This window comes from Gimesia chilikensis (assembly GCF_007744075.1).
Taxonomy (GTDB): Bacteria; Planctomycetota; Planctomycetia; order Planctomycetales; family Planctomycetaceae; genus Gimesia; species Gimesia chilikensis_A.
Map to the genome: position 1 here is coordinate 7,670,017 of NZ_CP036266.1, position 19,756 is coordinate 7,689,772.

10 protein-coding genes are annotated in these 19,756 nt (G+C 51.0%); 3 read left to right on the plus strand and 7 right to left on the minus strand.

Annotated elements, in window-relative coordinates; translation table 11 throughout:
* Positions 1–17: 17 nt before the first annotated feature.
* The 4 genes from HG66A1_RS29135 to HG66A1_RS29150 form a co-directional block, all read right to left on the minus strand.
* A complete protein-coding gene (locus tag HG66A1_RS29135; RefSeq protein WP_145192663.1) occupies positions 18–1,010 on the minus strand; it encodes a hypothetical protein in 993 nt (330 codons plus the stop codon).
* 119 nt (positions 1,011–1,129) lie between these two features.
* The gene (locus HG66A1_RS29140) at positions 1,130–5,581 is read right to left on the minus strand and encodes a Calx-beta domain-containing protein (RefSeq protein ID WP_197996858.1); all 4,452 of its coding nucleotides are present in this window, start codon (positions 5,579–5,581) and stop codon (positions 1,130–1,132) included.
* Positions 5,582–5,847: 266 nt separating this feature from the next.
* Entirely contained in the window at positions 5,848–10,377 is a 4,530-nt protein-coding gene (locus tag HG66A1_RS29145) for a right-handed parallel beta-helix repeat-containing protein (protein WP_145192668.1), read from the minus strand.
* 101 nt (positions 10,378–10,478) lie between these two features.
* The gene (locus HG66A1_RS29150; RefSeq protein WP_197996859.1) at positions 10,479–13,517 is read right to left on the minus strand and encodes a choice-of-anchor Q domain-containing protein; all 3,039 of its coding nucleotides are present in this window, start codon (positions 13,515–13,517) and stop codon (positions 10,479–10,481) included.
* A gap of 440 nt (positions 13,518–13,957) precedes the next feature.
* Between HG66A1_RS29150 and HG66A1_RS29155 the strand changes: the two genes are divergently transcribed.
* Positions 13,958–14,719 (plus strand): TerC family protein, encoded by a 762-nt coding sequence (locus HG66A1_RS29155; RefSeq protein WP_145192672.1) that lies wholly within the window; start codon positions 13,958–13,960, stop codon positions 14,717–14,719.
* Between the two features lie 48 nt (positions 14,720–14,767).
* Here the strand turns inward: HG66A1_RS29155 and HG66A1_RS29160 are convergent, their stop codons facing one another.
* Positions 14,768–15,820 (minus strand): ThuA domain-containing protein, encoded by a 1,053-nt coding sequence (locus HG66A1_RS29160; protein WP_232106701.1) that lies wholly within the window; start codon positions 15,818–15,820, stop codon positions 14,768–14,770.
* Positions 15,821–16,090: 270 nt separating this feature from the next.
* Here HG66A1_RS29160 and HG66A1_RS29165 point away from each other — a divergent pair, with 270 nt between their 5' ends.
* The gene (locus HG66A1_RS29165; protein WP_145045140.1) at positions 16,091–16,837 is read left to right on the plus strand and encodes an SDR family oxidoreductase; all 747 of its coding nucleotides are present in this window, start codon (positions 16,091–16,093) and stop codon (positions 16,835–16,837) included.
* Positions 16,838–17,012: 175 nt separating this feature from the next.
* Here the strand turns inward: HG66A1_RS29165 and HG66A1_RS29170 are convergent, their stop codons facing one another.
* Entirely contained in the window at positions 17,013–17,504 is a 492-nt protein-coding gene (locus HG66A1_RS29170; RefSeq protein WP_145192675.1) for a hypothetical protein, read from the minus strand.
* Between the two features lie 805 nt (positions 17,505–18,309).
* Here HG66A1_RS29170 and HG66A1_RS29175 point away from each other — a divergent pair.
* Positions 18,310–19,059: a hypothetical protein gene (locus HG66A1_RS29175; protein WP_145192677.1), complete on the plus strand. Its 750-nt coding sequence runs from the start codon at positions 18,310–18,312 to the stop codon at positions 19,057–19,059.
* A gap of 122 nt (positions 19,060–19,181) precedes the next feature.
* On the opposite strand, the gene HG66A1_RS29180 is transcribed toward HG66A1_RS29175, so the two are convergent.
* Entirely contained in the window at positions 19,182–19,709 is a 528-nt protein-coding gene (locus tag HG66A1_RS29180; protein ID WP_145045158.1) for a peroxiredoxin, read from the minus strand.
* Between the last annotated feature and the right edge of the window lie 47 nt (positions 19,710–19,756).

The following is a 19,756-nucleotide window of genomic DNA, read 5'->3' on the forward strand; positions in this document are numbered from 1 at the left end:
TCCGTCTCCCTTCGTGATTATTTCCAGGTATTCTCTTTGACCGGTTTGCCGTTGGTCGTCAGAATCTGGAAGTGGTGAAAGCCGGATTTCATGCCCGTATAACGCCAGACTACTTTTTTGTCCGGAGTCACTTCGAACAATTTGACCTGGTCCCCTTTGGCGCGATAGCTGGCGATCACGGTATTTCCGTTGGGTAATCGCTGGGCACCGCAGGCATCGGAAAACAGATTTTCTCCCAGATCGGCATTCGTCACACTCCAGATAATTTTGCCCTGGGAATTGGTTTCAATGATGCGGTTCCCGTTCGTGCAGGCGATGAGCGTGTTGCCATTCTTAAGACGGATCGCGGTGAATGGCCAGTCACGTTTCTCGCGGCCCCGATCGTCGGTCGCGATAACCTGCAGCACTGCGCCGCTTTCCGGGTCGTATTCTTTGACGGCAAAGTCCAGCAGATGCGGGGCGATGTAATGGCCGTTGGGCAGGACACGCAGCATGCGGGTCTGCATATGGGTATTATTCTTCTGGCACTGCAGGGGCGTCGTCTTTACGATCTTTCCCTGGCGATTGATCACAATGGCCCGCGGCTCGGGACCGAGTTCAGCAACGAGGAAAGTGCCGTCGGCTAAAGGTTGTACCGTACTGATTTCTTTCTGCTGCCCCTGGTACTGAAACAGGATCTGTTTTGTTTTCCGGTCGACTTCAACGACGCCGCCATGGGGAAACTCCTTGGTCCCATACAGGGCCAGCAACACATTGCCGTTGGGCAGGACCCAGCCATCGCTGGCGGGCATATCGAACTTCCATTCTACGGCCCCGTCCTCTCCAATAATGACCGCCCGGTTTGCCTTGCCCACTCCCAGAAATGAATGCCGGATGGATTCTTCCTCGCCGGCGTCCACAGGAATTCCGCCCATCATACAACAGACCGCTATCAGCAGTTGTAACCAGAAGTGGTTGAATTGAGAGAAAGCGATGCCAGATTCGGAGTGAGCGCGGTTCCGTAGCTGCATGGGTTTTGAACTCCTCGGGATAAATGAACGGCCAAAGGTGAACCCTGATTCTAACGCAAATCAGACCTGCAGGCGATTCATTCCACAGAAGTGGCCCCGGAATTCAAAGGAAACGATCTTTAGAAAATGCTGAGAGCTGTTTCGTCGGTCAGGGAGCCGAAGAACTCATCAGTGGCGGATTCCCAGTCGGCAAGATAGCGAACGCCGGGCGCCAGCGTTTCCTGCATTAGACCTGCGGTGCCATGTTCATAGCCCAGCAGGTGGCCGATTTCATGCAGGATGATAGTGCGGAGATCGATCAGACCGGCGGCTTCACTGTCGGGGAGTGCAATCAACGTCAGATCGCTGGCTGGAGAGAACTCGCTGTGCTCTGCGGGAGTGGTATCGATGAACCAGCCATACCCGGCGGCGTTGACGTCGATGTAAATGGTGCCGGCTGCGGCGCGGCCCAGGGACTCATTCGCAAGGTCAACAACTTTGATGTCGATCTCGGAGAGCGTTTGCTGCTGTGCCGGGGGGAGCTGGGGAGTGATCTCTGCAACTGTGGAATCCAGCAGACTCTCGGCGGTTGATTGCTGGATGGTGGTTGCGGATTGTGATGGTGGCGGTGCGGGAGCGACCGTTAACAGTTGATTCCAGGCATCGGGATAATTCTGGGGGTAAGTGACCGGAGTGTCCCCCGATTTACGCTTGCCATAGTTGGCCGCGAACAGAATCAGATCCTGAAAGTTGACCCGGTCATCCTGGTTATAATCAGCGAACCAGGCGTAGTCGGAAGAAGACTCGCTGGGCTTCTGCTGATAGACGGTTGCAAACCGCAGGAGATCGCTGAAGTTGATCGCCCCGTCGTCGTTGAGGTCATAGGGGTTGGCAAAGATGCTTGTCCCTCCCATCTGCTCAACACTTGTTGAAATAGGAGTATCACCGACGAGCTTGATCTGCTGTGAGCTGATATTCAGCCCCAAGTCATGAGGTCCAATACTTTTTCCGGAAAAATCGAGCGCAACCTGGTCATCAGCCAGAGACCCGAACTTGATGCGAGCAAATAAGACGTAACTGTCGGTGCCCAGATCGGAAGCAGTCGTTTCGGCATAAAGCCCTTCGATTGTGCCTGACGCATCGTTGATCAGACCAGCCTGGCTTTGACTAAAACCTGGCCCAAACTCAATTTCTGTAGCAGAAGTTAATTCTGAGTTGTAACTGAGATCTAAACCCGCTGAGAATACTCCCTGTTCTTTCAAATTGCTGGCGTTGATCCAAAGCTCTGCCCAGTACGTTGACCACTCATTAACAGTATTCTGATTCTCGGGTAATGAACTGACTTCGCCATTGAGCTGAGTATTGGTACGAGAGGTAACAATTCGCTGCTCGAAAGATGCTGTGCGTTTGCTGAGACTGTAAACTGTACTGCTCGTAAAATCATACAGCCAATCTTGTGAAGCAATAAAGAGATTGTCATTCTGAAATGCCAACAGTGACCTACCGAAGCTCCCACCAATTTTTACGCTTGTTGAACTGGTCTCTATTTCCTTTGAAATCACAGTTTCTCTGAAACTATCCCACCCATCACCACTTTCATACACGTACACAAAATCAAATTGGCCTGGAAGAGATGCTGTGGTTCCAATCACCAGCGTTTGGCCATCAATATCAATGTACTTACCAAACCTCCCCGTATAGGGTAGTATGCTTTCCACTGGATTCAGTTTTGTTTCTAATGGATTACTCCAACTATTCTTTCCATTATAGATATAGACAGCACCCAGATCCTGTTTACCACCATATGGTGAGCCTACGACAGCAACATCGCCTTCAATAGCTACCGAACTTCCAAAATAATCTCCATCCTGCAGATCGCTACCAGTCAGTTTGGTTTCTGTTGCAGAATCCCAGCCTGAAGCTCCTTTCTGATAAATGTAAGCGGCACCTCGATTCTCATTTTCGTCGGCACCTACAATGATTTTATCGCCGTCAATATCAACAGCAGTTCCGAAATTATCTCCTCTCGTGCCATCTGATGCGGTGAGAACAGTTTGCGTCGGAGTCACGGTAGACCAGTCTGATCCGTTTTTTTGATAGACTAATACTTGTCCAATAATATAAGGACTTCCCACTATGATAGTATCATTTTGAATGGCAACATTAATCTCACGTCTTAGAGAGCGATGAAATTGAGCAAGTAATGGAGTCACGGTAGGGGTAGTCGTCACCCAATCTTGGCCATTTCTAGTGAAAATATAGACCTCTGATTCTGTATACGCGGTTTCAGAACTGACAACAATTGTGTCTCCATCAATGGCGACACTCATCCCGAAATATCTATCTTGCTCTGGCGCAGGATCAAACAGCGTTGTTTCATAGGCCCAAAAGTCATCACCTTTAAAATCCCGCGTGCCTGCATCATTTTTCACATAGATATAAACGACTCCAGTGGGAGCCAGTGTAGAGTCGGTGCCGGGAGCACTAATCACTAAATAGTTTTCAGAAACAGCAATGCTATCACCAAAATCATCTGAACCATTATGACTCGTTGCAATTTCAGTTGGACTGATCTTATCTGTAAATGTCCAGGAACTGTTTTCAGAGACGCCAAATGTAAATATACCTCCACTCAACCATCCATCCAAGCTCTCAAACGGAGAACCAATTACAACCGAATCATCTGAAATGGCAACCGAGACAGCATAAGCGTAAGATTCATCGCCCGGGTAAGTCAGTATCGTTTCTGAGACCGTACTTCGATCCCAGTCCACCCCCTCTTTCGTATAGACGTAAGCCAAGCCTGCGTTCGCACCGTATGGTTCTCCTAAGACCAAATGTCGATCATTTAACGCAACCGAATATCCAAATTTGAAATTTTTATTTTCGCTTGAAAATTTTATCTCTGTGGGTGTTTCTGAAATCCAATCCTCTCCATTTTTTGTGTAAAGATAAGCTCTCCCTCTCACCGTTCCATCGGAATTGTAGGTTGAAGCTCCAACTGCAACATCTTTCCCATTTGTTGCAACCGAGAACCCAAAACGATCATTGGCCATCCCGTCTGAAGCAATTATTCGAGTTACCAGCGGAGAATTGGTAACCCAGCTATCGCCAACCTTAGTGTAAACATAGGCCGCTCCACTTTTTGATTCGTTGCCATCTTCATTTTGAGCACCCACAACGATAATATCGCCATGGATGGCAACTGCTCCACCAAAGCCATAAATAGTACCTGCTCCACCAAACAAGTGCGTCTCATCAAAAACCGGTTGTGTTAACTTCCTTACCAGAGGTGCAGACCAATCCGCACCTGTTTTCTCCAAAACATATGTGGAACCTACCTCCACTCCACTTGATGCGTCGCGAAGTCCACCGATAACAATTGTATTTCCATAAATATCAACTGGATTAAAATAACTTCTATTATAAAAGGTCCCATCTAATGTAATCACTTCCTCCCGTGGAGCTTCAGATACCCAGTCATCTCCGACCCTGGTAAATACATACAAGATATATGAAGAATTGGCTAAAGCGCTGAAAACTATCGTGTCATCACTGATTGCCAGGTAGTATCCATACCTTGTACGCGAAATGTCATACGGGCGCGATGGTCGTAAGTAAGTTTGATAATCCCAGGTATCATCAGATTGATCCAATGGGGTACCTTGTTGATTTCTAGCGTAAACATATGCCACCCCTATGGAATCATCATTTTGGGGGGCTCCCACGACCATAATATCCCCATCAATGGCGACCGAACTTCCAAACTGATCATAAGTATGATTTGCATGGGCGGGATCGGCAGAGTAAGAATCCTGGAAGTTGAAATCGGAATCATCATTCGTGATGATTCCGGTCACATCCAGGCTCGCCACGTTTCCTTTTAAAACACTTCCCCCAGTCGGGTTACTAATCCGGCCGATTACAGTCTCTGAAAGTTCCTGAAAGAGATCTCCCTGCATGGAGACATAAACGTAAGAAGTTTGAGATGTGTAATAAGAGTGTGCAGAAAAATGGACCGTTTCTGTATGTGTTGTATAGTCTTCACCGGCAACAGCCGTACCATTTATTGTTGTGAATTCAACGCTTGTATCAAAGTTTAAATCTCCTATCGATCCTCCCGTGCGAGTGATCGTAAATTTAAGTAATTGCCCGTCAGAATCACCTTCGACAATTTTTTCACCGGTGATTGTGAACACAGATCCCGGCAGTCCGTCGTCATTTAGAATGGTGCCTTGACCAGTTCCATCGGCGATATCCAGATCGGCGGGCAGTGTCTCTCCGCCCAGCCGGACATCACTCAGCACAAGAGAAAATGTCTCATCTAACTCCTGGACCTCATCATCGTGCACATGAACTGTGACCTGTGTCGAGAGCTCTCCCGCGGGAATTGTGACCAGCTTGTTGCTGAGAAATGTGAAATCATTATCACTGGCCGTATCTGTTTGGGTATTAACCCGAACGGTAACATCATCCGCGGCTGCCTGGTCCAGAGAAATTTGAAACATAAACGTTTCGTTTTCCCCAGCGGTGACATCATCGATACTGATCAGGGACGTCAACAGCGTGCGGTCTTCCAGTGTCTCAGCCACAGTTGAGATTGCCGGCGGTGCAGCCGGGGAACCATATCGCTGGTTTCGTTTACCTCGCAGGCGGGATTTTCGATTTTGTCTGATCCGAAATTGCCTTTTCAGTCGAGGCAGCCAGAGTGATGGAGACATGGTGTGATAATCTATAATAATCGGGGTAAGGACAGATTCAGAGGAATGGTAACAGCATAGCAAAGATCACATATGAATACCAATGCCATCTGAACACAAATGAAGTGTCAGAAGCTCGAAAAATGAGCCTCCCTGATTTAAAACGGACTGAGTTCGGTATTGTCGGCGAGGGAGCCGAAGAACTCATCTGTGTCGGATTCCCAGTCGGCAAGATAGCGAACGCCGGGCGCCAGCGTTTCCTGCATCAGACCGTCTTCTGAGTGATCGTAGCCCAGCAGATGGCTGAGTTCGTGCAGGATGACGGTGCGGAGATCGATCAGACCGGCGGCTTCACTGTCGGGGAGTGCGATCAATGTCAGATCGCTGGCTGGAGAGAACTCGCTGTGCTCTGCGGGAGTGGCATCGATAAACCAGCCATACCCGGCGGCGTTGACGTCGATGTAAATGGTGCCAGCTGCGGCGCGACCCAGGGTATCGCCTGCAAGGTCAACGACTTTGATGTCGATCTCGGAGAGCGTTTGCTGCTGTGCCGGGGAGAGCTGGGGAGTGATCTGTTCGACCACCGAATCCAGTACCGTTTCCGCCACTGATTGAGTCGGAGCAGGAGCTGTGTCCTGCCGTGTGCCCTGGCTGTCAACGATGAGAAACTGATTCCAGAGAAACGGATAGTGTTGAGGGAAGTTGAGGGTCGATTGCTTACTTTTACTCTTGCCATAATTACTGGCGAAAGAAATCAGATCCTGGAAGTTAACTCTGTCATTTCGGTCGAGATCAGCAAACCAGGCGTAGACGGAACTCGACTCACTGGGGATTGAGTTATAGACGCTCGTAAACAGGATCAGATCGCGGAAGTTGACGGCATCATCGTCGTTGAGATCATAGATGTTGGCCCAGATTTGAGTATATGGTTCCGTGCCATAGACTTCGTTGCTACTGCTACCTTCACTGAATCTGATTTCCGACTGGTCGATTTCAAAGTCCGGGCGCTGTGGGTTCAGGTTTTGTCCTTCCAGATCCAGATCAATGCCATCCTGCTCTGTTGACTCAAACCTGATGCGGGCGAAGAGCACGTACTGATCATCCCCGACATCGGTCAAGCTGGACTCTGCTGACAGGTTTTCGACGGTGCCTGTCTGATCATTGATGTCCCCTGTCTGATTGATTGAAAATGCCTGCCCGTACTCAATGCTGGTCGGGGTTGTGATTGAAGTGTCGTAGGACAATTGCAGTGCTGCTGACAGAATCCCCCTGTCGGTTGTAGAAGGAGTGCTAATCCAGATTTCCAGCCAATAACTCCCCCACTCGTCAATCCAGAGGAGATTGGCAGGGAGGTCTTCCGCTTCTCCGTTTGCAGCGGTTGCCGTTGGCTCATCGACAATTCTTAAATCGATTTGCGCGTGAAAAATGTCAACTTCATAGGCGCCGATATCAACGGCAGTTCCAACAATGCGATCAAAGCCAGTGCCGCGCTGGTCGAATTCGATTCCTGCCTGAATGACCTGTGTACTATCACCTGCGTTAATGGCGGCGCTGCCGGCGATCAGTGCGTGGGTTTTGGTCGGTCCTCCGTTGTCTCGCAGGACGGGATCCAAAATAAATGAAGTACTTGATCCGACAATATTCTTTTGTCCGGAATAGCGGCCACTGATCTGAGTATTCATCGAGAAGCCGGCAGTGTTACCCGCAATAATGGAATTGATAATTTCACATGAGGCATAGGTCTGAATGACATAAATGCCTCCCCCATCATAATTTTTTGCAGTATTTCCCACGATCGTACTATTCATGATCGTGAAAGTTTCACCACCAAACAGATAAATGCCCCCTCCGGTATTATTCGCTTTATTCCTAGAAACGGTGCTGTTATAGATGGTGACCACATTTGCGGTACTGGCGGAAATTGCTCCCGCATTTCCATATGAAGTATTATCAGCAAACGTGGAACCGGAAACTGTCAGTGTATTGTCACTGGAAACCGCTCCCTTAAAATAAACCGCCCCCCCTGATTGAAAGACGCGATTCTCATAAAAAGAGCTGTCAAATACGGATAAGTTTCCGGTGTTATGCGCAATCGCCCCCCCAGCATTATCGGCACGATTGTTTGTGAATGTACTGGTCCCCACGGTCAGATTGCCGCGCGTCGTCTGGATCGCACCGCCTGTTAAGCCCGCATCATTCTGAGTAAACCGGCTATTCTGAATGTTGAGCAGATCGTCCGAGGCCTCAATTCCAGAACTCATATTAAAAACAGCACCACCGTTTGATGACGCTTCGTTCTCCACAAAATCAGATTGATCTACGGTCAATGGACTATCCAGGTTGTAAATTGCCCCTCCATAACCTGAGATATTCGACTGGAATGTTGAGCCGACAATCGAGACACCCGTTGTCTGCACCGTATAAATGGCCCCTCCTGAAAGTCTGGATTCGTTTCCGATAAACTCCGAATCATTTACATCCAGATGACCTCCCTCCTGATAGATGGCTCCGCCATAATGAAACCCGGTGACTTCGCTGGTCCCATTGTCCTGAAAGCGTGAGTTGTTTATCGTCAGGAATCCTCCGTTGGAGTAGATGCCTGCTCCACGGCTCTCGGCTGAGTTCCCACTCAATATTGTGTTCAACAGAGACAGATTTTCGAGGTTATAAATCGCCCCTCCCTTTTCAGCAGATCCATTACTCAGAGTCAGGTCGCTGATCTGCACCGTAAGCTGTATTTGAGAACGGCTATCATCCACATTAAAGATTCGGCTTAAATCATTGCCACTGATTGTGAGTTGATCTGCCCCCAGGCCGATGATGGTCACATCATCGGAAATCAACAATTCACTGGTTAAGACAATCGTCTGACCAGTGAGAGCGGGTGCAAACAGGATTGTGTCGGCAGTCGCATAGGTATTTGCCAGCCTGACGGCCTCGCGCAGAGATAAATGACCGGGCGAAATATCTCCGTCGTCAATGTCGTCGGTCGTATCGACTTCGAGCTCCAGTGACTGAAATTCGTAAGCACCGATGTCAACGGTATCTCCATAGATGCGTTTGAATACCGTACCACGCTGATCTTGTGTCAGCCCGGCAGTGAGAGCTGCGGAATTACTGCCGGCATCCAGGGCAGCGCTGCCGGGCAGCAGGGCATGCGTTTCTGTAGGACCTCCATTGTCGCTCAGAACCGGGTCGATCAGTCCTTCAAGACTCTGCTGGAGGATGTTATTCGATCCGGTATAATTACCGGCAAATTGACTGCGTGTGTTCCCGGCAACAATACTGTTTTGTAACAGGAATGAACCTGCTCCATCGGCCCGGAAAATTGCCGCGCCCGCAATAGATGCGACTTCATTACCCACAATCGTACTGTTGATGATTGACACATCAGAATTCACGAACGTATCGAATGCCGAGCCTCCCAGCGTAGCCTGATTATACGAAATTGTACTGTTCTTGATCGTGATGTTGATGGCGTCATTATTACTGATCGCGCCTCCGGATACCGCAATATTTTCGGTGAACGTTGATCCGGAAACCGTCAGAGATCCCCGCCCCTGTACTGCAAGCGCCCCGCCGGTCGCTGCCTCATTGCCGACAAATGTGGTCTCGCTTACAGACACATTCGCTCTATTGATTTGAATTCCCCCACCCAGCGTTTCTGCCGAATTCCCGGAAAACAGAGACGTAGATACCGTTAGCGTGCCAGAATCTGCAAAGAGGCCGCCGCCGCGTGCCACGGAGTCATTCTCGATAAACTGGCTCTGACTGATCTGTACAGAGTCTTTATTTGTGTAGATCGCGCCGCCGAGCAGTCCTGTCGCGTGATTCTCTGTGAAGAGGGTTTGCTCAACGGTCAGCGGATTATTGTTGTTATATATTGCGCCCCCCGAGTGCGCACTGTTTGAGCTGAACTGCGAATGGGAAACGAGAAACTGATCGGACTGAAGAATATAAACACCGCCTCCCAGGCCAAGAGCCTGGTTACCTGTCAATTCTGAGTTGTCGATCGTCAGAGTTCCCTGTAACTGATAGATGCCGGCACCATATCCATCCGCTTCCGGGGTGCCGGTCATGTTACCGACCAGTTTCGAATTCTGGATCGAAAGATCACCATAATAGTTGCTGATAGCCCCACCATTGAGCGAGGCGGTATTCCCACTTAGAGTCGAATCGATGATGGAAAGCGTTTCCTGATTGAAAATGGCTCCTCCGCGGTCTCCAGAACCGTTCGTCAAAGTCAGGCCACTGATTTCCACAGTAATAGCATTATTGAATACTCCATCATCTACCTGGAAGATCTGACTATCACCATTTCCATCTAAGGTCAGCAGATCCGATCCCAGGCCGGTAACTGTCAGATCATCAGTGATTTGCAGTTCTGTACTAAGAACAATCGACTGCCCAGCGAGAGAGGCGTCAAACGTAATCGTATCTGCGCCTGCGTTCGCATTGGCCTGTTCGATGGCATCGCGCAGACTACCCGCTCCGGAGTCGTCTGTATTCATTACGATGAACGCGGTGAGCAGCGTACGATCTTCCAGCGTCTCTGCCATCTGCGGAGATGCCTGAACTGCGGCGGCTGAGCGATGTTGCTGGTTTCGTTTGCCTCGTAGTCGCATTTTTCGATTTTGACCGTTGCGAAACTGTCGTTTGAGGTGCGAGAGCCAGAGTAGAGGAGACATAGTGTGAAATTCTTTTATCTATGGATCTAACCGGATTTGTAAGTCCGTGTGTTCAGCAAAGTGATACAGGAATCAATCTCCAGGGCTGTTACGAGTCGTGATTAAAACGGACTGAGTTCCGTCTCGTCGGTCAGGGCGCTGAAGTACTCATCGGCTGCGGATTCCCAGTTCAGCAGTCGACGCTCGCCGGGCGCCAGCGTGGCCTGCATGACATCTTCGGCGCCGTCATGTTCATAGCCAAGCAGGTGGCCGAGTTCGTGCAGGATGACTGTTCTGAGATCGACAAATCCGCGAGCGGCAGAATTTCCATGAGGCGCTGCGATGAGCGTGTATGGCCCTGTCTCATAGAATTCGCTGTTGTCATCGGGAGTCTGATCCACGAACCAGCCGTAGCCGGCGGCATTGATGTCGATGTAGATCGTGTCATGCACGGTGTTGCTTAAAACGCCTTCCGGAAGATCGACGATCTCCAGATTAACCTGAGCCAGTTTATCATTTTCCTCGGTTGTCAGTTGTGGCTCCAGGGATTCCACCACAGACGTCAGCATTGTCTCAGCAGCATCCTGTTCGAGTGACCGGGGATTGACCTGCGGCAGCAGTTCCGATCCGACAGCTAAATGTCTGTTCCAGGCAGTGGAGAAATTCGTCGGATAAATGATCTCAGCATGACCGGCTTTACTTTTGCCGTAATTACTGGTGAAGAAAATCAAATCGCGGAAGCCGACATCCTGACTCTGATCCAGATCCGCGAACCAGGAAAAGTCGGAAGCGGCTTCTCGGGGACTGGTTCGATAGACGCTGGCAAACAGGATCAGATCACGGAAGTTGATGTTGTCATCATCGTTCAGATCATAGGGGTTCGCGAAGACCCGCGTTGCGGGAGCAGCTCCCTGTACCTCTTCGGTTGCGAGGCCGCCGGTGAGTTCGATTACCGTCTGCTCAAGCGTGAATTCGGGACTTTGTGCGAGCAGCGTCTGGCCTGCGAGATCCAGGTCGATGCCGTCGTCGGTCGTTGATTCAAACCGGATGCGGGCAAACAGGACGCGCTGGTCGGCCCCCAGATCGGTCAGATCTGTTTCCGCTGACAGGTTGGTGATTGAACCGGTCAGATCATCAATGTCCCCCGTCTGATTGACTGTAAAACCGGCACCGTATTCAATGCTGATCGCGGACGTGATTGCGGTGTTGTAAGACAGGTTGAGGGAGGCAGACAGGATTCCCAGATCGGTGGTTGCGGGGGTGTCGATCCAGATTTCCAGCCAGTACCCACTCCATTCATCGACCCAGTCCAGGTTGTCAGGGAGTGAGGCGATTTCTCCGTTGCTGTCTGTGGTCGTTCTGGAATCAACCAGTGTCAGTTCGATACGAGAGATGGGGCTCTGAACTTCGAAGGCACCGATGTCAATGGCGGCACCTTGATAGCGTTCAAACCCGGTCCCGCGTGAGTCATGAGTTGTTTCGCGTCGATTGATGATGAAGGAATTCACATTCCCCAGGGCTTCATCATCGCCAGCATCGATGGCGGCACTTCCCGGGAGCAACGCATGGGTTTTTGTCACGCCGCCATTGTCCCTCAAAACGGGATCGAGCAAGTTATCCAAACTGTCCTGGATAATGCTGTTTGTTCTTGAGATATAGGGGAAGACTTGCGCGGTCGAAGGGGCCGTATTGCCGGCAATAATCGAATTCTTAATCATCCCTAAAATACCAAAAGACACATAGATCCCCCCCCCGCTAAAGGAGGCCGCATTTCCGGTCAGAGTTGCATTAATGAGCTCCCATCCGGTGTTGTTACTACCGAAAGCAATACCACCGCCAACCACTAATGCGGTATTACCGGAAAGCGTGCTGTTTTGCAGAACCAGTTTCCGGTTGGAATAGATGGCCCCTCCCCAGGCATCAGCGGAGTTCTGATCGAAGAGACTGTTTTGCACCGTTAAATTCCGGGAAGTATCACTAATACCACCGCCATAGAGGCGTGCCGTATTTTTGACAAAAGTAGATCCGGAAACGAGTATATTCGTCCCAGTGGAAGCGAGCGCCCCCCCCGAACTGGCGTCGTTTTCCGTAAAGTAACTGTTTTCAATGAAAGCCGTGTAGTAGGAACTGTAAAGCGAGACATCAGACCTAAAACTCACGGCTCCTCCGTTGGAGGTTGTCGTATTCCCCTGAAAGGTACAGTCAGTAATGCTCAATTCCGTAAAGACAGGAGTCAATGCTGTAGAGTTAAAATGGTAGATGCCACCGCCGGTGCCAGAACTGTTTTCGGTAAAGACCGTATCATCGACGGTCAATACTCCATTCCGGACGTAAATCCCACCACCTAACGTATCACTGTGGTTTTCTGAAAATGTACTGGAAGAAACATGCAGGTCACCGTCCTGAACAAGGATTGCGCCTCCCGAATAGAAGGTTTGATTTTCAGTGAAATCGCACCCGGTGACCGACAGCAATCCCCCGGTACTGTAAATGGCGCCGCCGTACCAGTCGGCGCTGTTGCGAACAAACGTGCTGTTCGTCACCGTCAGATCGCCGGCACTGTAAATGGCACCTCCAAAACTACCACCGTAGACAGGACCATCATTCAAAACACCGGCTTGATTATCGACAAATGTAACATCAGATACGGACAACGTTTCCAGACTGTGAATGGCGCCGCCACTTGTGTAGTTGGCGAAACCATTGGTCAGTGTGAAGCCGCTCAACTCTACACTGATTGAATTCTCTGCGTCCCCATCATCGATGCGAAAGAGACGGCGAGTTCCGTCGCCGCTGAGAGTCAGGTGTTCGGCTCCGAGACCGATAATGGTCACGTCATCTGTAATGACCAGCTCGTTATAGATCATGAGTGTCTGATCAATGAGACTGGCTTCGAATGTGATGGTATCTGCGCCTTCACTCCCGTTGGCGGCTTCGATGGCGGCGTAGAGGCTACCTGCGCCATTGATCTCAGTGTTGGTAACCGTAAAGGTGGTCAACAGCGTGCGGTCCTCCAGAGTCTCCCCACTCGTGTGTGATACGAACGCAGGTACTGAACCCGCATTTTGCAGTGAGCGGCGGTTCCTGTGTGAACGGGATCGTTTTGTCAGATGGCGGTAGAGACTCTGTTTCAGTGTGGAGAGCCACAGCGAATTATTCATGATCAAATCGGTGGGATAGAGACTGGAATGGAAACGTGCGGATAGCTGGAAATTATATCTTCGTATACTATCAGTAGCTGAACCAAAGACAATATGCATTCAGCCAGAAACCCTCTATGTTTCGAAGGCCCGCAACTCCAAAGTGTCGTTAAGTTCACTGAAATAATCGTCAAGCAGAGAGTTCGCTCCGTCTGGATCGGATATATCAGTTTTTCTACCATTCTGTTCAGATAGCTCCGTTGCCCTCTGATTCGACGGCTTTGAGAGCCACACACTGCCGGACAAACTGCTGAACTTCAGGTATTATTTCCCTTTTCAGCATGCGGGTCGGATTTCCCTGAGCCAGAGCAGGGCGTCCTGCGTTGCTGTACTTTTCAGAACCACCGCGTTGTGTATAATCCGGGTCCCACTGCACACCTAACAACCTGACAGGAGCCACTATGTTTGAATGGATCGCCAGTCCTGAGGCCTGGATCGCGCTTGCAACACTTGCCAGCCTGGAAATTGTACTCGGCATCGACAACATCATTTTCATTTCGATCCTGGTGGGACGGCTCCCTGAGAAAGAACGCGATCTGGCACGCAAACTGGGCTTGAGCCTGGCGATGATTGCCCGTCTGATTCTGCTGTTCTCGATCTCCTGGGTGATGGGGCTGACCGAACCCTGGTTCTCCCTGTTCGGCTATGATTTTTCAGGACGCGACCTGATCCTGATTGGCGGTGGCCTGTTCCTGCTGGCCAAAGCGACGCATGAAATTCACAACAGCCTGGAAGGACCGACGGCACACGAAAAAGCTTCATCCACCGCGACAGCGACCTTCGGTTCGGTCCTAGTGCAGATCGGCATGTTGGACATCGTCTTTTCGCTGGACTCGGTAATCACCGCGGTCGGACTGGCCGACCACATTTCGATCATGGCGATAGCGATCGTCCTTTCGGTCGGCGTGATGCTGCTGGCTGCCAAGTCGATTGGTGACTTCGTGGACCGGCACCCGACCATCAAAATCCTGGCGCTTTCCTTCCTGATCATGGTCGGCGTGACGCTGATGGTCGAAGGCTTCCAGGTCCACGTTCCCAAAGGCTATATCTATTTCGCGATGGCCTTTTCCGTCACGGTGGAAATGCTCAATCTGCGGATGCGGAAAGCGCACGCCGAACCCGTGCACCTGCATAAGAAACTGGAAGAGGGTGAGGCCAGCTGACTGACTTCACCCTCTATTAATTGACTGCTGTCGCTCTGATACCTGTGATCAGGGAGTCTGCACGGTCGGTTCGTTGTCTTTCCAGTCGACTTCGGGAACGGACTGCGTGACGTCGCCGGTCGCCGCCCATTCGGCACCCCGCTGCAGGGTGATCTGAAAACCGGTCCCCTGCAGGGCGGTCGTATCGTGACCGAGGGTGGTGTGGAAGACGCGTCCCTTGCCGTAATCGATAACCATCATGATCGGTTCGTGCTCGCCGGTTCCCCGTTCGCTGGGTTCGGAATAGGCGGTTGCCAGCACCTGGACATTCTCAGCCGGCCCGCGGAGTTTGCCGTAGACTTCGTCGGCAGGGTGCATCCATTCCACGGGCAGGCCTTTCACGATCGGGTGTTCTGCTTCGCGAACTTTCACCACAACCGGAATCCGAGTGCCGTGCGTGCCCCCACGACCGGCGGTGGTATCCTGTTCCCACTTGCCGTCCCGCAGACGCAGCATCGGACCGGACTTTTCATCGCGACCGGCCCAACCGCCGACGGCGATCATTTTGTTGTAAGCGTCCCACTCCGGAAACGCATTGTCGGCTGCGTGAAACGACACGAAGCCGCCGCCGTTTGTGACGTATTCGTCGAATGCCTGCTGCACTTCTTTGGGCCAGTTCTCGCCATTATAGTTACTGATGACGACATCGTACTTTTTGAAATCGGGACGCCACTGCTTCCAGAGCGCCGGGTTCTCTTTCTGCAGTCGGGCGACTTCGGCTTCCCAGGCTTTCTTGTATTCCGCGAACTGTTTTTCCTGTTCTTCCGTCAGCTTCTTGTTGGCGGGTTTCCGCGGTGGACGGGGAACGCCTGGCGGCGTGGTGGAAACTTCCACGGTGAATTTACCCGAGTTCTCCAGGATCTTTTTCAGCACCGGGGTCGTCTCCCGCCAGTTATGATTATTCTGCCCGTCGATCAACAGCACCGACAGCTTATCGCCCTGGTCCTGGGCTTCTGTCTGCTCGGCCTGCGCCTGACTGGACGGCTCTCCTGCGGCACAGGAAAACAGACAGAAACAGCACATCAGCAAGAGACTATATTTTGACAATGACGGCGCGCACATCGACGGATTTCTCCTCTGAATCTGGAATGAGAATAAAGCCGGCCCCCGAATCAGAGTCCCGGAGCCGATGCCTTTACAGTACCAGTCGCACAGATCCAAGTCACTAAAAAACAGCAGCGGATTCCGGAATTGCCGGCAATCATTGTCTGGAAAACGAAGTTCAGTAGACCAGTATTCTTGCGGGGCTGTTTCATTTTCATGAGTCGCCTATAATAGACTTCAGAGATTCATTTCCAATTTCACTTCGTGTTTCATAGAAAGTGCTCTGTCATGAAACAGGTTGCCATCATTACCGGCGGCGGACAGGGAATCGGCGCGGCGACATCCGTGCTGGCGGCCCAGCGCGGCTATGCGGTTTGTGTGAACTACCGGACCAACGAAACCTCCGCGGACTCAGTCGTCTGCCGGATTCGCAATGCGGGGGGCACCGCGATTGCCGTCCAGGCCGATGTCTCGAACGAAGACGAAGTCGAACGACTGTTCCAGACCACCGACGAAAAGCTGGGGCCCGTCACGGCGCTCGTGAACAACGCCGGCATCCTCGAACAGCAGATGAAGTTCGAAGAGATGACTTACGACCGCTGGAAGCGGATTTTCGATACCAACGTGTTCGGCAGCTTCCTCTGCTGTCGGGCTGCGATTCGCAGAATGTCGACTCATCACGGCGGTCAGGGGGGCGCGATCGTGAATGTCTCCTCGCTGGCTTCCCGCGCAGGATCCCCGTTTGAATACGTGGACTACGCCGCGTCCAAAGGTGCCGTCGACTCGCTGACGCTCGGTCTCTCCAAAGAAGTCGCAGACGCCGGCATTCGCGTGAATGCGGTCCGCCCCGGCTTCATCGACACCGCGATGCACGCCAGCGGCGGCGAACCGAATCGCATCGAACGGGTCAAAGCACAGGTCCCCCTCAAACGGGGCGGGACGACAGAGGAGGTTGCGTTTGCGATATTGTGGCTGTTGTCAGATGAATCTACCTACACCACCGGCAGCTTCATTGAAATTGCGGGTGGGAGATAGACAACCTGCTGCAGCTTGACCGTTTACTCCCCTCACCCTGTCGCGGAATTCAGTCTATCCATTCCAACAGCGACTACGATAGACTGCAGGCTGACACGCCCGCTCAACTCGAATCAGGAACGCCATATGCTTTGTTCAGCCAAGTGAATGCTACTGGCACTATTGACGTGCTGAGTTATTCGATTTGGCCTGCCAGCCATTCGCCCCCATCCTCAATGCTCATTTCCGCATAGATTCTGCCAAGCTCTCGTTGCCCTTTAGCGAGGGCGATACATGAAGCCGCACACCGTGTTGTAAGCTCATCCCACTGCCGCTGTGGATGCTGCGAGAGTACAAGTGGCATTGATGCGATGGTCTGCATATAGTCCTCCTGTAATTCCGCAGGGATGTCTGGACCATCCGGTCTGGCTAATTCAATCTCAGAAATGAGTGCAACTGAATTCCAGTCAATTTCAGAGCTGTTACGAATCAAATCCGCAAGATACGGAACTGCTGCATACGAGACCTCACCAATCTCACCCTGATACACGAGGTAATTCCAACATTCATCCCAAAGTTGTTTAGTCGGACCTGATTTCAAAAGCTGACCTAGCATCGATGCCACATCGAAGTCAGCACCGATAGCTGTCTTATACGAACGCCATCTTGGATCATCTAACGATAACATCTGCCTTCGTCCTGCTGTTGAGAATTAAAATGTGCCGGGAAAGAATGGTACAGTCAATTCGAAACGTGTTTCAAGTGGTATTGTTGAATCCTGGAGTTTCGGCCTCGGCTGATTGCGAAAGGTAAAATTGTTGAGACACTATTTCAACGACTCGAAAGAGAACGTAAAATGAGAGTTTCTGAGCTTCCTGGAGTTAATACTCCGCCCAGGCGATTTCTTCCTGAATTTTATCCCCATGTTGTTCGGAAACAACTTGTCCCGAAAAAATGAATCTGAGTTCTGGATACGAAGACCACAATCGGATGAACCATAACTGGCCAGCGATTCCCTGTGTAAGATGATGGGTTGTGGCATTCTATGTGGACTTTTTCAGTTCCGTTCTCAACCGGATTCTGAAATTGAATTAGAGAGAATGGGGATGGTGTTTAGCGCAACACTGGTGGGTGAGGTCGTTTAATATGCAGACAGTCGCGAAGCATCGGTCAGTGAATACATTTTTCGAGGATGACTATCAGGCAACCGAAACGGCTAATGCCCTGCGGCTAATTTTCTTACATTGATTTGAGTTGATCAGCTTGATTGGGACAAGTACCTCAAGATCGCATGTAATTATGCGTACTTACCTCGACACTATTGTCCAGCCGCATATTCAACTGGGAAAGACTTAGAGCATCTTTTCGCCTTTTCAGTTACAGTCACCTTTTCGTCCCTCTTTTCCGGTCCAATTGAGAATCGACAGAACTCCTGATAGATTGTGTGATAATTAATTTGTGTGTATCAACCATCCACTGTGAATAGAACACCGATGTTTGAATCGAATACCGCCGTGATTATCATCTTCGTCGCAGTTGCAGTTGTACTGGTGGCTGTCCTGTCGCTGTTGCGACAACACGGTGTTGTGCAGGCTGGTGTCGCCAACCGGCTTCGTACCCTGGCACTGGAAAACGCCGATTACACAATCTTTATTGGTATACCTGTAACTGCGCCAGCAGAGTGGGATACTGTAACCGAGGTCACGGACAGCACACTCTACCTTCAGGACGGTAATGCTATCCCGTATTCCCGTGTTCGCGCATTTGCTGTCGCCTACACTAACGGCCAGCTTGTTGATGCCGAACTATGTGGACTCCCGCTGCCACCAGGTACTTCAGGACTTTTGCCCTCGCGGAAAACTGACGACGACATTCTGGAAGCTGATGATCTCGTCATCGGCAGGAACTATATTCGGATCACCTATGGTGCCTGCCCGGCACATCCCAACAGCCCGGATCATTATGCAACGACTCTCACCAACATCTCCAATGAACCGATCCGAGTCGAACGATTTGCGGGATATACTAAGACGAATGCAGGCTGGCGGCTCTCCACCGTCACTAATTCATTCTTCAGTGCAGAAGAGTTTCAAGAGTGGTACGGACTCAGGAACAGAGCGTGGATTATGCCAGGTAAATCAGTGACTGACCCGAATAATTACGGAGCCCGTCCTGTGTTATGGGCTTATTACTGCCGTTCCGAATCTGGTAAACGCTTCATTGTCGGTGAGTCCCTGGAATAGGTGTCTGAAAGGTGAGGGAGATTTTGATTTAATTCCCGCTACCACCCTCCCGCCTCGCGTAAAAAAAGCAGGAGTCCCATGCGGGAAGCTCCTGCTTTGAATGCTTTGCAGCGGGGAAAGACTTAGAGAGTCTTTTCGCCTTTCTTCCAGTTACAGGGAACGTTTTCGCCTGTCTGGAGTGCGTCGAGTACACGCAGTACTTCGTCGACGTTACGTCCAACGCTCAGCGGGTGGATGGCCAGCCACTGGCAGACGCCTTCCGGATCGATCAGGAAGATACCACGCAGTGAGATACCGAGTTCTTCTTTCAGAACGCCGTAGTCGCTGGAGAGCTTGTGAGTTCCGTCAGCGAGCATGGGGTACTTGAGGTCGGCCAGCTGGGGATCAGCGTCGCACCAGCCTTTGTGGGAGTACTTACTGTCGGTGCTGGCGGTCAGCACCTGGCAGTTCCGTTCTTCGAACTTGCCGAGGGCTTCGTTGAATGCAACCAACTCAGTCGGGCAGACGAACGTGAAGTCCAGGGGATAGAAGAACAGGCAAACCCATTTGCCTTTGAAATCTTCCAGTTTGTAATCCTTGAAAGAATCGGAGGTGCGATCGTAACCCTGCAGTGCGAAATCGGGAGCGGGCTGCATTACTTGAGCTGTCATTAGTCTTGTCTTACCTTCAATAAACGGTGAATCGAAATGTTTTTAAA

What these genes read in the sequence shown, in the direction of transcription:
- HG66A1_RS29135 (WP_145192663.1), bottom strand. Translation starts at nt 1,010, where the DNA reads ATGCAGCTACGGAACCGCGCTCACTCCGAATCTGGCATCGCTTTCTCT.
- HG66A1_RS29145 (WP_145192668.1), bottom strand. Translation starts at nt 10,377, where the DNA reads ATGTCTCCTCTACTCTGGCTCTCGCACCTCAAACGACAGTTTCGCAAC.
- HG66A1_RS29150 (WP_197996859.1), bottom strand. Translation starts at nt 13,517, where the DNA reads ATGAATAATTCGCTGTGGCTCTCCACACTGAAACAGAGTCTCTACCGC.
- HG66A1_RS29155 (WP_145192672.1), top strand. Translation starts at nt 13,958, where the DNA reads ATGTTTGAATGGATCGCCAGTCCTGAGGCCTGGATCGCGCTTGCAACA.
- HG66A1_RS29160 (WP_232106701.1), bottom strand. Translation starts at nt 15,820, where the DNA reads ATGTGCGCGCCGTCATTGTCAAAATATAGTCTCTTGCTGATGTGCTGT.
- HG66A1_RS29165 (WP_145045140.1), top strand. Translation starts at nt 16,091, where the DNA reads ATGAAACAGGTTGCCATCATTACCGGCGGCGGACAGGGAATCGGCGCG.
- HG66A1_RS29170 (WP_145192675.1), bottom strand. Translation starts at nt 17,504, where the DNA reads ATGTTATCGTTAGATGATCCAAGATGGCGTTCGTATAAGACAGCTATC.
- HG66A1_RS29175 (WP_145192677.1), top strand. Translation starts at nt 18,310, where the DNA reads ATGTTTGAATCGAATACCGCCGTGATTATCATCTTCGTCGCAGTTGCA.
- HG66A1_RS29180 (WP_145045158.1), bottom strand. Translation starts at nt 19,709, where the DNA reads ATGACAGCTCAAGTAATGCAGCCCGCTCCCGATTTCGCACTGCAGGGT.